Origin of the sequence: Nocardia vulneris, from assembly GCF_001613425.1 — a bacterium.
GTDB lineage: Bacteria > Actinomycetota > Actinomycetes > Mycobacteriales > Mycobacteriaceae > Nocardia > Nocardia vulneris.
The window spans coordinates 119,682-133,039 of the sequence record NZ_BDCI01000010.1 but is presented as its reverse complement, the minus strand read 5'-3'; the positions used below and the strand labels follow the sequence as shown (position 1 = coordinate 133,039).

The window sequence follows — 13,358 nt, the reverse complement described above, 5'->3', positions numbered from 1 at the left end:
GCTCAGCGCTCGCCTACCACCAGGGGGAATTCGGGGGTGCCGCCGAGGAGAAAGGCGCCTGCTGTTTGGAGCATCTGGTCGTGGGCCATGAGATGGGTGGTCATGGTGCTGGTGTCGCGCAACCAGACGTCGAGGGGGCTCGGTTTGTATACCGACGCCGTGCCGACCAGCTCGCACAGCCGGGCGACGATGCGGCGGCAGGCCCGGTACGCGTGGGTCCGGGTCAGCAGGGTTTGGATCCGGAGATCGGCGGGAAGTTCGGCGAAACGCTTGTGGTCCAAGGCTTCCCACTGGGTACGCAGACTCTCCACCACCGCAGCGCGGGCGACGATGTAGTCCATCTCGCACTCGCCCAGGATGTATTGGACGCGATAATTGTTCGCCCACCGCTGGCCGGTACCGGGCAGCACCTTGCCCTCGGCCAGCTCGCGGACGTGATCGAGCGCGGCTCGCGCGGCACCGAGCGGGACACCGGGCATCACCCGGGGCAACGTCTCCGGTTCGGCGAGTTTGCCTGTGCCGCTTTTCGGTTCGAAGAAGTCGAAGCAATGGTGCTCGGGGATGAACAGGTTGTCGACGGCGTAGTCGTTGCTACCGCTGCCGCGCAAACCGGTGCTGTCCCAGGTGTCGAAGACCTGTACCTGATCACGCCGCATGCAGAACATCCGCGCGAGCGGGGCACCGTCGGCGGCCGGCGCACCGTCGTCGAACACCATGGCACCGCCGACCACGAGATCGGCATGGTTGATGGCGCTGCCCAGTTTCCAGCGCCCGCTCAGCCGGTAGCCGCCGGGGACGCGATCGGCTCGGCCCGCCGGCGCGATCAGTCCCGCCGTGATGAGATCGCGGGTCGGCATCAGCTCGGCGACGGCCTGCTCGTCGAGGAACCCGGCATAGACGCCGGTCGCCGCGCCGATCATCGCGCACCAGCCGGTGGCGGTGTCGCCGTAGGCCAGCGCCTCGAACACCTCCAGTTGCTCCAGCGAGGTGAGCCCGGGCCCACCGAGTTCGGCACTGAAGCCCATCGCGTAGATCCCCATCGCGCGCAGCCGCTCGACGATATCGGCGGGCAACTGGCGCGCCGCGTCGATCTCCTGTCGCCGCTTCGCCAGCTCGGGCGCGAAAGCCTTTGCGGCTTTCAGCAACTCGGCCGCTGTCGTCACCTCGGGCACCGTGGTTCCTCCGCTCATCTCGACAACGCCTGCCGCGCAAGCACCGTCGAGTATCGCCGGGCCCGGCCACACCGCCCAGGGTTCAGTCCGGTGGCCGGACCGAGCCCCCGCGCCGCGCCTCGACCGGGTGCGCGTCGGGGTCGCGCAGCAGCGGGTCGCCGGTGGCGATCATGCTGCCGAGCAGGGCCAGGGTACGTTCGGAATCCGAACCCGGTTGGGCGTGATAGGCGATGAGCAGCTGGCCCGGCGCGCCGTTCACCGTGAAAGTCTCGTAGTCCAGGGTCATCTCGCCGACCAGGGGATGGGCGAAGCGCTTACGGCCCGCGATCTTTGCGCGAATATCGTGCCTGGCCCACAGCGTGCGGAAGTCCTCGCTCTTGAGCGACAGCTCGCCGACGAGGTCGGTCAACCGCGGATCATCCAGGTCGGTGCCGACATTGGCGCGCAAGCTCGCCACGGTCTCCGCCGCGTGCTGTGCCCAATCCGGATAGATCCGGCGGGCTTCCGGGTCGAGGAACATCATCCGGACCTGATTGACGCCGGGTACCGAACATGGATTGACCGCCGCAGCAAGCGGATTCGCGATCAACACATCGAGATACCGGCCGAGCACCAGCGCGGGCGTGTTGGGCCACTGCGCCATCAGGCTAGCCAGCCCGGAGCTCACGCGTTCCGCGCGCTGCGGCGCCCGGCGCTGCCGCACCGGCGGCCTGGCCAGATCCCGCAGGTGTGCGGTGGCCTCCTCGTCCAGGTCGAATACCCGTGCCAGCGCCGCCACCACCTGCTCGGAGGGATGCTTGTCCCGTCCTTGCTCGAGCCGCACGTAATAGTCGGCGCTCATTCCAGCGAGGGTGTTCTTAAGCACTACATTTTGTAGAATTGGGTCATGACACGTACGAAGCGGCAAGAGGATTTGGCTTGGTTGGTGGAGATCAATGCGACGCTGGCCGCTGCGGTGGTTGGTGTGGACCCTGCGTTGTGGGTGTATGGGTATGTGCGGATTTCGCGGGACGAGAAGGACCGCGCCGAGGGCACGCAGTTGCAGGCGAAGAATCAGGTGGCCTACGCCAAGCGCAAGGGTTTGCCGTTGGCGCAGATCTTTTGCGACAACGACATGTCCGGTGCCGACACCGAACGGCCGGGGTTGCGCACGCTCCTGCCGCTGGTGTCTGCGGGTCCGTCGAAGACGGTTCTGGCGCGTGATGTGGCGCGGTTGACCCGCGATTACGACTTGGGCAACGAGTTGATGAAGCTGGGCCGTGATCACGAGGTTCGGTATCTGTTCGTCAAGGACACCGATTACGACCTGACCAGCGGCGCGGGGCGCAAGAATTTCATGGTGAAGGTGGCCGAGGCGGCGGAGTACCGCGAGACCAACACCGAGAACCTGTTGGATCGGATGAGCGAGGAAGCGGCCAAGGGCGTGATGCAGGGCGGTTCGCGCCGCTTCGGATACGGCAAAGTGGTTGGCGCGCATCCACTTTCGGGCGAAGACATTCTTGATCGGTACGCGCTGCGCGATAGTGAAGTAGCGGTGCTGCGTGAGGGCCGGGACCGGGTGATCAACGGCGAGTCCCAGACCGCGATCATCACCGATTGGAACGCGCGCGGGATCACCACGTCCGAGGGTGCGTTGTGGGCAGTGGGCAAGCTGTCGCACCTGTTGTTGCTCGAAGCCTATGTGGCCTACGACTTGGGCGAGCATTCCGACGCGACCGGGGCGCGGTGTGAGTGCTTGAACAATCCCGAGGGCAACGGAATCCGGGTGCATAAGCGCACCGGGACGCGCCATCGCGCGCAGTGGCCTGCCATCTTCACCCGCGCCGAGCACGACGCGATGCGGGTGGGGTTGCAGGCGCACTCGCGCGCGAAGGACCCCGGCAAGCCGCGTCAGCGTAACGGCGAATACTGGATGACCGGGTTGGCCGAGTGCGGCGGCACCTTTCTTGAGGGCAGCGAGCGGGCCGGGCAGCGGTGTGGCGCGTCGATGATCGGGTCGAAGCTCATCCGCGCCCGCAAGAACGGGGTAACCGAGCAGCGCCGCTACATCTGCCGGGCCAAGGATTCGCGTAAGCAGGTATGCGGATGCGGGAAGGTGTACCGCGACGCGGGAGCGCTGGAGATGTTCGTTGCCGAACAGGTTATCGCCGCCTACGAGGATCCGCAGATCCTGGCGCGTTTCGAACGGAGCAACGACAACGCCGAACAGATCGCGGCGTTGCAGAAACGTGTTGAGATCGCCGCCGCGAACTTGGACGCCGAGACCGACAAGCGCACCGCGATCCTGTCCGGGGCCGGGGACGAGTACGACTTGCGGGTCATCGATCGCACCATCGCTGGACTCAAACAGACGTTGAAGGCCCTTCGCGGCGAACAGGATTCGTTGCGCAGCGCCCAAGCCTTGGCGGTGCTGGCCGATATCGGCTCCACACCCGGGGAGCTGCGGGCAGCGTGGGAGACCAAGGGCTCGCGGTGGCGGCACGATGCCACCGCACGGCTGGTGGACAAGGTGATCGTGAAACCGGCGCAGGTGTATGCGGCCAAATGGGAAGACCAGAACCGCAAGACCTGGCGATTCGACGAGCACTCGGTCGAGATCCTGTGGCACGAACTCTGAGCCCCGCGCGCTAGCCGTCGCTCTCATCGGGCTTGCCGGGTTCGCGGTCGAGGGTGTCGAAGGTGTGACGCAGGAACAACGCCAACGATTCGATCACGGCCGGGTTGTCGATCCGGGGTGAAAGCCCTTGCCGCACCCTGGCTTCGGCGACCCGCCGCCGCGTTTCCTCACTGGTCGGTCCTACCCGCATTCCCCGCCCGGATCGCTGCCCGCTGGGCGGGTCACCATGCCGCGACGAACTGTGTTGGGGTTGGCCCCGGCTGGTGGCTTTGTGGGGCTTTCGGGGCGTTTTCTCGGGGATCATGCGATCACTCCCGCGCGAGGGATCCTGTGGGCTGACATGGCTGTCTCCTAAATCGACCTGTCAGTCCCCTACGCCCGATTCTCTCCACGTCCAGTATGCCTGAAGATCAACAGTGCCCGAGGGGTCCAGATTGGACACGGCCCCCGCCCGCCGGGCGCGCCGCGCTCGGCGGGCGCGCGCCCGCGTGTTCCGGCGCGTGTCGGTTGCATCGGACTCCCTCAGCTACCCCGCCGACGAGTCCTCACCCACCTACATCCGCTACTCCCTACATCCACCCGCGCGCCACCGCCCCTATACCTCACGCACACACCCACTCTCGCCACCTCCCCTTCTCATACCCCACCCCCGTATCTTCTCGCTTCTCAACAAGCAGACATCTTGCATCTCGGGGTCGAATCGCCTTGAAAATCGTTGCGCTCGGATATATTTAAGGGTTGCCCTCTTGAATTACGAAGTGTAGTAGGCGCTTCATGGAGGCATGGTCGCGACGATGCACAAGGTCGCCGCAGGCAACGGCTACCAGTACTACCTGCGAAACACCGCCGCCAACGACACCAGCGCGCGCGGGCGCGCCTCGCTGGCCGAGTACTACGACGAGCACGGCGAATCTCCTGGAACCTGGCGCGGCACCGGACTTTCCGCGCTCGGCATCGACCCAGGTAGCGAGGTGAGCGAGGAGCAGATGCGCAATCTGTTCGGCGAGGGGATCCATCCCGACGCCGAACAGGTCCGCGCTCGCGCCACCGCCCGCCACCAGGCTGCCGGGATGCCGCGCGTGCAGGCGGCTCGGATGGGCGAGAAGGCCACCAGGCTCGGTAACCGCTACCCGGTCTACACCTCCACCTCGGGCTACCGCGCGGCCAAAGCCCAGGCGTACCGCGACTACAACACCAGCGTCGGCGCGTGCACCACCGCACCCATCCCCGATGATGTTCGCGCTCGGATCAGCACCGACGTGGCGACCGAGATGTTCACCGCCGAATACGAACGTGCACCGCTCGACGCGCGGGAGTTGTCGGGGTGGGTGGTCAAGAACTCCCGTCCGGATCGCACGGCGGTCGCGGGGTACGACTTCACGTTCAGTCCGGTCAAGAGCGTGTCAGCACTGTGGGCGATCGCCTCACCACCGTTGGCGGGCATGATCGCCGCCGCGCACCGCCACGCGGTCGCCGACGCGCTGACGTGGCTGGAGTCCGAGGCGTTGTTCACCCGGTTGGGGCGCAACGGTGTTCGCCAGGTCCAGGTGCAAGGCGCGATAGCGGCGACGTTCGACCACCGCGACTCCCGCGCGGCCGATCCCGACCTGCACACCCATGTACTGATCGCCAACCGCGTCCGCACCGCTGACGGGAAATGGCGCACCATCGACGGCACCACCCTCCACGAGGCAGCGGTCACGGTCTCCGAAATCTATGACACCCGACTGGAACACCACCTCGAAACCGCGCTCGGCCTGCGGTTCACCGACCGCCTCGACCGCGCCCCCGACCAGGTCCGTGTCCGCGAAATCGTCGGCGTGCCACTGCCGCTGATTCAGTTGTGGTCGCGGCGCGGGGCCGCGATCACCGACCGGCTCGATACCCTCACCGCCGCATGGCAAGCCGCGTTCGGACGCGAACCCGAACCCGGCGAAGTCCACCGCCTGGCCCAGCGCGCGACCCTGGAAACCCGCCCACGCAAACACCTTCCGGGCTCCCGCACCCAGCAACGCGCGCACTGGCGAGCCGAAGCCGCTGAGCTGCTCGGCAGCCCAGGGGCGGTCTACGGCGTCATCACGCGCGTGCTGTCGGTCGCGCCCGTCGCGCGTCCGGCACCCGATGACGCGTTCGTCGCACGCATCAGCGCCCAGGCGTTGGCGGCAGTGTCGGACAAACGCGCGACCTGGCGCGAGTTCAACCTCCGCGCCGAAGTCGAACGCCAACTCCGCGGACACGTAGCCCCCGCGGACTGGGCGCGCATCGCCGCGCAGGTGTGCGCTCACGCGCTCGCACCCACTTCCGCTGTCGCGCGCGGTGATCCAGACCTCACCGAGCAACCCGAGCTGCGGGCGGTCCCGGCGTGGCTGCGCCGCGACGACGGCACCCCCGTGCACACCCGCGTGAATTCCCAGATCTACACCACCGCGTCCACGTTGGCCGCCGAGGCCGACCTCATCGCCCTGGCCGTCGAACCAGGCGGACGTGTCCTGGACCCCGGACATGTCGCCGTCGCGGTCCGCGACTACGACACCACGCACCCGGACCAGCCGTTGAACCCCGGCCAGGTCCGGGTCATCGAATCCTTCGCCGCTGCCGGGCTGCGCGTGCACACCGCGAACGCGCCGGCCGGAACCGGCAAGACCACCGCCATGGCCGTACTCACCACCGCATGGAGATCGGCCGGCGGGACCGTGCTGGGCCTGGCCCCCACCGCCAACGCCGCCTCCGAACTGGGCCACGCCATCGCTGCCCGCGCCGAAACCGTCGACAAACTCCTGCACGTCCTCAACGCCCACCACCCGGCCGCCCTCACCGGTGAGCGACTGCCGCACCTGCCGCAATGGGTCCTCGACATAGATGACACCACCCTGGTCATCCTCGATGAACACGTCACGGTGCCGACCACCAAACGCCTGCACCTGCTGCGGTATCTGACCAGCCGGGGCGCGACCGTGCGATGTCTCGGCGACGACCGGCAGCTTCCCTCGATCGATGCCGGTGGCGCCGCTGCCGACATGGCCCACGCCGCACCACAGGAGCCCGTCACCCTCACCGAGGTGGTGCGGTTCGCCAGCCGTGGCGAAGCGCTGGCCTCGAAAGGCTTGCGTGTCGGTGATCCGCTCGCGCTGGCCTGGTACCTCGACCACGGCCGCATCCACACCGGACACCTCGGCAGCGTCTACGAAGACACCTACCAAGGCTGGGCCACCGACACCGCCGCAGGTGCACACGCGGTCATGCTCGCCCCCACCCGCGACATCGTCACCGCCCTGAACATCCGCGCCCGCGCCGAACGCCTCGCCCGCACCGGCACTCACCCCGGCCTGGATGTCGTGCTCGGTGACGGGTTGCTCGCCTCGGTCGGGGACACCGTGCGGACCCGCCGCAACGACCCCCGCCTACGCGTCGGCACACACGACTGGGTCCGCAACGGCTACACCTGGACCCTCCGCCAAGTCCATCCCGACGGCGCAGTCACTCTCGCGCGCCGCGTCCACGACCGAGACACCACCGCCCTCGTGCGCCTGCCTGCCGAATACGTGCTCGAGCACCTGCATTTGGGATACGCCGCGACCATCGGCTCCGCCCAGGGCATCACCGCCGACACCTGCCACATCGCCCTGTCCGGACGCGAGACCCGCCAGCAGTTCTACGTCGCGATGACACGAGGACGCCACGCCAACCACGCCTACCTCACCACCGCCCTGACCGGCGAAGAAGGCGACATCTACACCCTGCCCGCCCAATACCCCCGCACCGCCGTCGAACACCTCCACCACATCCTCGACCGCGACGGCACCGCCACCTCAGCCCACACCGAACTCCGCGACGCCCTCGACCCCACCCGCCGCATCGGCCGCGCCATCGACACCTACCTCGACACCCTCACCCTCACCGCCGAACACCACTGCGGCCCAGCACGACTCGACACCATCGACCACACCGCCGAACAACTCCTACCCGGACTCACCGACAGCCCCGCCTACCCCGTCCTCCGCCAACACCTGGCCACGCTCACCCTCACCGGAACCGACCCGATCACCGCACTCCGCACCGCGATCACCGCCCGCGAACTCGACACCGCCACCGATCCTGCCGCCGTACTCGACTGGCGACTCGACCCCACCGGAACACACTCCACCGGACCCGGCCCACTCCCATGGACACCCGGACTACCCACCAGCGCCCCGGACGTGCTCGACTCCGAGACTCTCGCGCCCGTGCTTGCCCGCCAGCACATCGTCACCGAACTCGCCACCCAGATCAGCGACACCGCCCGCGCCTGGACCCCGGCCACCGCGCCCCGCTGGGCGCGAAACCTCCTCCAGGCCCCCGAACTCGTTGCCGACCTCGCTATCTGGCGGGCCGGACTCCACATCCCCGACACCGACCACCGCCCCACCGGACCAATCCGCCACACCACCATCGAACGCGCCTATCAGCAACAACTCCAACGCCGCATCCTCGACAACGACGGCTATACCCAACTACCCCAACACCAGTGGGCCGCCACCGTCGACCGCATCGACCCTCGCATCAGCACCGACCCGACCTGGCCGATCATCGCCACCCACCTCGACGCCGCCGCCCGCGCCGGAATCGACATCGAACACCAACTCACCCACGCCGCTGGGCGACGACCACTACCCGACGACATGCCCGCCGCCGCACTCTGGTCACGCCTGGAAATCGACGAAAACGACCTCCCCGCCCCGCAACCCGACAGCCACACCACCCCTGCTGCGGACGACCCCGGCCCGGCCGGGCAATCAATCGCAGACGCCATCAACGACGCGAACCTCGGCCACCACACCGAATACGCCGACGACTACAGCGTCGACCAATACGACCCCTACCAGCCACAACCCGACACGGGCCACGATATCGACTGGTAGATCGCAACTTGCGATTGATCGCCAACTAAATATTCAAATCCAACCGAGTCAGTCCCCGGATCTCAGTCCAGTCGCTTTACCTGGTCGAAGTCCGGAGGATGGTCGTACGCTGCGATGGCAGACTTGCTCGTAGAGGCATCTTGCAACACGAATTCCCAAGGCCCCGAGTTGATGTCGAAGTTCTTGCCGTAGCCGATCCATTTGCCCACAAGACGATGACCGGTCGGCTCGACCAGCAGCTGAATGGCACCGCTGTACCGCGCGCCTCGGTAGTAGCCACTCGGGTCCGTGTCTTCAGTCCACGTACCTGTCGCCACACCGCCGTCGAGATCCAACTCCATGGACACGCTCGACGGCGCTGAGCCGGACAAACTTCTCACCGTGAGGTGGTCCCCGTGCTGAAGGATGACGACATAGTGCCCCGTGCTCAAGGTCTCTTGCCGACCTGAGGAGTAGTACTGATAGTGCGACAACCAAATGCCCGAAAAATTTCCAGGGTTCGGCCGGGCTCGTGTAGTCGTGGTCGTAATGTTTTCGGTCGCCGACTTCGGCAAGGACACATCGTGGCCCCCTCTGCCGTCGTCTGCTACATGTGCCATGACAAACCCCAAGTGCTCGATCGGCATCCCCAGAACCCGCTCCAGCGCGCTGGCGTGAGAGGGGCGAGGCGTTCGGGTCGTACCGGACTCCCATCGCTGCACAAGCCGCTTGTTCGCGCTCGTGCAGCCGATCGCGCGGAGCGCCCGAGCCAGGTCATCTTGACTCATCAAACGCCCCATTCGCGCAGCGCGCAAAGCCGTGTTCGGTCCGGTCACCATAGCGCCACGATAGCCCGTCGCCCGGAGAAATGACACCCAAATGTCGCCTGCTGTGGCAGCTAAGAGACGCCCGATTAGACGTCGTTTCTGCACTTCGCGTCAGACACGCTGAACCGGAGCCAAACCGCCGATAGCGGTCCCGTTCCCTCGCAAGGCACCTGGCGGTGGGTGCTCACTCATCACGCATGTGCAACCAACCGAAGGGCGCGATATGAGGCCAACTGCTATTTGCTATGTGCGGCAATCGATTTCAGGTGTCAACACGTTGAGCGATCAGGCGGCGGCTCGCGAGTTGGCTGGCCGGTGGGGGTTCGAATTGATACAGGATTTGGTCGTCGGCTCGGAAACTCTCGCACCGACTTTGCGGCTGGTGCGCTACGTCCTCGACAACGACGCCGACGCGCTGATTGTGCCCGACAAACGCCACATTTGGCCCGTACGTCGTGCGGTGACCGAACTCTGCGACTTGATCATGGTCGCGCCGCAGCGGACCTGGAAACGCGGGCACCGCTGGCCGCCCGTGGCCTTCGACCCGCACCCGGAACGTCTTGCCGTGGCATCAGGCTCGCAGGAGTAAGGCCGTGGCTTTCAACTGGTGGCGAGATGCCGAGACGGACGGCTTGTCCGTGCAAGAAATCGTTGACCGCGTCCAAGCCGAGTGGCGCACCGAACACGCCACGAGCCGGACCGAGCAAAGCAAGCCCGCCGACTCTGACGTGCGGCTGATCTCGTGGCCGCATCAGGCACCTGACTACATCATGGGCACCCCCGAGGCCCACGTGACCATGCAGCGCCACCGAGGATGCCGCGCAGAGGAATGTCCGCGCAAAGCCGCAGCGCAGCAGGCTCTCATTGCAGCCGGACGAATGGTGCCCGACACCAGTCGGCAACGCTGATCGCCTCGCGCCCCGCAAACAACCCAGCACTCGGAGTCGACACGATGAGATTCTATGAAACAGATTCAACGATCGCCCGACAGAAACAATACGCGGCGATGGGATTTCAAGCCTGGCTCAATGCTCCCATGGACCGAATATGGATACCCTCAGGAATCCTCACCGCAGTAGCGATGCCCAGCAGGTTGGGCCGAGATCTCCGAAACCATTTGGTCACCTACGGGTCAACCGCTAGAACAGTCATTGCCGAGAAAGTATCCGACGAGCCATTGCGAAGCCGGTTCGGCGATCGATGGGTGTGGCTCACTACGCCAGGTCAATCGGACTGCACTCTGCCGGAACATCTGTCCGAACTCGGAATAGAAATCGTTCCCCGCTCCGAGTCGATCACACTCCCGTCCCCACCTGAAGAACGTGCCGATATCCGCTGGTGGATTGCGGAACCTGCCAGCAACGTGCTGCCCAGCCTGACCTATCTCCTCGACCACATATCGACCTACGTCAACACTATCCGCTACAAAAACCATCGGCCCTCGGAAACCGAGGCTATCCAATGATGCTTGAATCCGCACGCTGCGCGATCTTCGGTACATCGAATCACTTTGCTCAGCAACAGAAATCAGAGGTAACCTACCTCGATGTGGCCGCGAACGACCACGGACGCGAAAAGGGTCTACTCGTGCACCGCGCGCTAACGCGCGTGGCCGACGCCGACCCTCGCATCATCGAGATCGGGCCCGGCGGTGGTGCCGCCGTTGCTTTTTTGGCGTCCGAACTCGAAGCTGATCCCCGCAACGTTCGCCTCACACTTATCGAGGCCCCTGGCGTAACGTCACGTTCGTTAACCCAGGCCATTGACCGTTTCAACACAGTCGGTTCGTGCGCACTCGTGCACGGCTGGGCGCAGGACATCGCGACCCTGGTCACGGAACCTGTCGATGTCATCAGCGCTTCAGCACTGCTGCACGAGGTCTACTCCTACGGCGGTGCCTACAGCGGCCTACACACGATGATTCGAACCTTCCCAAACGTACTGAAACCCTACGGGTTCTTCGTCTATCGCGACGTGTACGCCGTGGACACGCCATCGCTACACGAGCCCGCTGTCCAGTCCTACAGTGCGCCGTCGTGGCTACGGTTCCTGCGCCTCTTCCTTCCGCACTATCTCCGCCACGGCACCCACCCCTACCATCATTACGACGACGAGGTGATCGTCCGCCAGAACTCCCGCATCGTCGCCGCACCGGAACTAAACCCCCGCATCTGCGCCGTCATCAATGGTCCGATCGGCCTGTTCCGTGAAATACAACGCCACTACATTACGCTGCGTGATCACGTATGGCGTTCGGGCATACTGGGATTTACGCCAGTACTCGACGGTCAACTCTCAGGAGATTGGATCGACTTCCGCGCCGGACATAAGCGGGTTCACTTCGCCTTCACCGATAGCGCGTGCATGTCGCCCAACGACCGTGCCAACATCCGGGCCGTGAGCGAATCATACGGCGACCACCATGTAATCGACGGAGACATATTCGACGCCGTCACCGATGTCGCTTTGAACCTATTCTTCGCAGCAGTCGGAAACGATGACGACAACTGTCGCCAAATATGGACCGATTGGCTCGAACGTGAAGGCCGGGAGACCTACGCATATTTCACCGCCGACGAGCTACTGACAGCATTCGCCGTCCACTCTGCCGGAACCCCGGCGAGCATCCCCTCAGTCCTCATTCCCGTGCAGGCGGTGGACGTCTTCACGCGAGAGCGCCACTACTACAACCGGTTCCTCGGCAAAAACCTCGCGAATCCGCTCGGCGACGCCAAGCAGATGGTTTTGTTCCAGAACATCCCCGTCACCGACTCCGAGGCACTACAGCAAGCTCTCGGAACCATCGGTCAGCATTGCACGAAACCCAACCTTGCCCGCGTTCACACGGCGATACACACGAGAGGATGATCCATCCTATGCACCTGATCGAGGTCGAGCGCAAACGCCAGCTCCCGGACCCTGCCGCTCTCCGCCAGCGTCTCACCGAACTCGGTTACCGCGAAGCAGGGCACCTCACCGAGGTCGACACCTACTACAGCCGCCCCGATGTGGACTATATGAAAACCGTTGAGTGCCTGCGTGTTCGACATCGGGACGGGTTCGCTGAGATCACCTACAAGCCGCCGTCGGACTCCACCACACACAATGACGCCGACGTGATCGCCAAACATGAAACCAACGTGACTCTCAGCGGCCCCAACCAGGCCGCCGCCGCTAGCGAACTGCTTGCCGCAATCGGCATGGTCGAACTCGTCTGCGTCGAGAAGGCCCGCACCATCTACGACCATCCCGAACACGACGACATAATCGTCAGCATCGACATCGTCACCCACGCCGGAACCTTCATTGAGACAGAGGTGACCGCAGCCGACACCGACGCCGCGATCACCCATCTCACTGAGATAGAAGCCGAACTCGGCATCACCGAACACCCCGTGATCGGCCTGCCATACCGAGATCTCGTCATGGCCGCTACACCCTGATCTCCTCGCACACTTATCGTCCAGAATCGGCATCAAGAGCGGCGCGCATACGCGCGCCGCCTCAGGGTGCCCGCCTTACGTTCCGGGGTACCTCGGGGGTGTGGCCAGGGTGGATCACCGAACCACTACGACCGATCTCGAAAGCAGAGACTCACGGTCCCAACCACCCCAATTTTGAAGAGACTGCCGCGCCCCTTCGGGGCTTGCCACACAACCACCGCTGACCAGCCAATATGGAGTGCTTAATCTAAACGTGACCCCCGCAAGCATCGCGACCTCTTCGCGCCGCAGCCCCGACACCCGGCGCTGACCCCCGCCGGACATCCCGAAATCCTCCGGGCGCACCAGCTCGCGCCGTGCCCGCAGAAAAGCGCCCAGTCGATTGTCGGAGTCCATGCTTCGAGCGTAAGTGTGCGCCCGCG

General features: G+C 65.2%; 11 protein-coding genes and 1 pseudogene. 7 read left to right on the top strand and 5 right to left on the bottom strand.

The genetic code is table 11. The features are described 5' to 3' along the window. Positions 1-2 precede the first annotated feature (2 nt). Complete coding sequence (locus NVU01S_RS13955) at positions 3-1,190, bottom strand: acyl-CoA dehydrogenase family protein (protein ID WP_043671447.1); 1,188 nt, start codon at positions 1,188-1,190, stop codon at positions 3-5. Between the two features lie 64 nt (positions 1,191-1,254). Then, entirely contained in the window at positions 1,255-2,013 is a 759-nt protein-coding gene (locus NVU01S_RS13950; protein ID WP_244467269.1) for a helix-turn-helix transcriptional regulator, read from the bottom strand. 45 nt (positions 2,014-2,058) lie between these two features. On the opposite strand from NVU01S_RS13950, the gene NVU01S_RS13945 reads away from it, so the two are divergent. Continuing rightward, positions 2,059-3,789 (top strand): recombinase family protein, encoded by a 1,731-nt coding sequence (locus NVU01S_RS13945; protein WP_082032078.1) that lies wholly within the window; start codon positions 2,059-2,061, stop codon positions 3,787-3,789. 10 nt (positions 3,790-3,799) lie between these two features. Here the strand turns inward: NVU01S_RS13945 and NVU01S_RS43365 are convergent, their stop codons facing one another. Next, positions 3,800-3,979 (bottom strand): hypothetical protein, encoded by a 180-nt coding sequence (locus NVU01S_RS43365; RefSeq protein WP_156161600.1) that lies wholly within the window; start codon positions 3,977-3,979, stop codon positions 3,800-3,802. Positions 3,980-4,571: 592 nt separating this feature from the next. Here NVU01S_RS43365 and mobF point away from each other — a divergent pair. Then, on the top strand, positions 4,572-8,687 hold the full coding sequence (gene mobF / locus NVU01S_RS13940; protein WP_052280653.1) for a MobF family relaxase: 4,116 nt from the start codon (positions 4,572-4,574) through the stop codon (positions 8,685-8,687). Positions 8,688-8,749: 62 nt separating this feature from the next. On the opposite strand, the gene NVU01S_RS44830 is transcribed toward mobF, so the two are convergent. Next, positions 8,750-9,028, bottom strand: a complete 279-nt coding sequence (locus NVU01S_RS44830; RefSeq protein WP_244467268.1) for a hypothetical protein — start codon at positions 9,026-9,028, stop codon at positions 8,750-8,752. 742 nt (positions 9,029-9,770) lie between these two features. On the opposite strand from NVU01S_RS44830, the gene NVU01S_RS13930 reads away from it, so the two are divergent. The 5 genes from NVU01S_RS13930 to cyaB are packed head-to-tail and all read left to right on the top strand — an operon-like array spanning position 9,771 to position 12,936. Further along, positions 9,771-10,082, top strand: a complete 312-nt coding sequence (locus tag NVU01S_RS13930) for a hypothetical protein (protein ID WP_043671440.1) — start codon at positions 9,771-9,773, stop codon at positions 10,080-10,082. A gap of 4 nt (positions 10,083-10,086) precedes the next feature. Beyond that, positions 10,087-10,401: a hypothetical protein gene (locus NVU01S_RS13925; RefSeq protein ID WP_043671438.1), complete on the top strand. Its 315-nt coding sequence runs from the start codon at positions 10,087-10,089 to the stop codon at positions 10,399-10,401. 44 nt (positions 10,402-10,445) lie between these two features. After that, positions 10,446-10,958, top strand: coding sequence for a hypothetical protein (locus NVU01S_RS43360; protein ID WP_156161599.1), 513 nt, complete (start codon positions 10,446-10,448; stop codon positions 10,956-10,958). After that, on the top strand, positions 10,955-12,361 hold the full coding sequence (locus NVU01S_RS13920) for a class I SAM-dependent methyltransferase (protein ID WP_043671435.1): 1,407 nt from the start codon (positions 10,955-10,957) through the stop codon (positions 12,359-12,361). The genes NVU01S_RS43360 and NVU01S_RS13920 overlap by 4 nt, the downstream gene beginning before the upstream one ends. A gap of 8 nt (positions 12,362-12,369) precedes the next feature. Further along, on the top strand, positions 12,370-12,936 hold the full coding sequence (gene cyaB / locus NVU01S_RS13915) for a class IV adenylate cyclase (protein ID WP_167829390.1): 567 nt from the start codon (positions 12,370-12,372) through the stop codon (positions 12,934-12,936). Positions 12,937-13,188: 252 nt separating this feature from the next. Here cyaB and NVU01S_RS44825 read toward each other — a convergent pair. Then, a pseudogene (locus tag NVU01S_RS44825) lies at positions 13,189-13,332 on the bottom strand (transcriptional regulator); the annotation flags it as partial. Positions 13,333-13,358: the final 26 nt, after the last annotated feature.

Bases quoted from the DNA above. Each gene is read 5' to 3' on its own strand.
- mobF (WP_052280653.1), top strand. From the start codon at position 4,572: ATGGTCGCGACGATGCACAAGGTCGCCGCAGGCAACGGCTACCAGTAC.
- NVU01S_RS44830 (WP_244467268.1), bottom strand. From the start codon at position 9,028: ATGGAGTTGGATCTCGACGGCGGTGTGGCGACAGGTACGTGGACTGAA.
- NVU01S_RS13945 (WP_082032078.1), top strand. From the start codon at position 2,059: ATGACACGTACGAAGCGGCAAGAGGATTTGGCTTGGTTGGTGGAGATC.
- NVU01S_RS13920 (WP_043671435.1), top strand. From the start codon at position 10,955: ATGATGCTTGAATCCGCACGCTGCGCGATCTTCGGTACATCGAATCAC.
- NVU01S_RS43365 (WP_156161600.1), bottom strand. From the start codon at position 3,979: ATGCGGGTAGGACCGACCAGTGAGGAAACGCGGCGGCGGGTCGCCGAA.
- NVU01S_RS13955 (WP_043671447.1), bottom strand. From the start codon at position 1,190: ATGAGCGGAGGAACCACGGTGCCCGAGGTGACGACAGCGGCCGAGTTG.
- NVU01S_RS13950 (WP_244467269.1), bottom strand. From the start codon at position 2,013: ATGAGCGCCGACTATTACGTGCGGCTCGAGCAAGGACGGGACAAGCAT.
- cyaB (WP_167829390.1), top strand. From the start codon at position 12,370: ATGCACCTGATCGAGGTCGAGCGCAAACGCCAGCTCCCGGACCCTGCC.
- NVU01S_RS43360 (WP_156161599.1), top strand. From the start codon at position 10,446: ATGAGATTCTATGAAACAGATTCAACGATCGCCCGACAGAAACAATAC.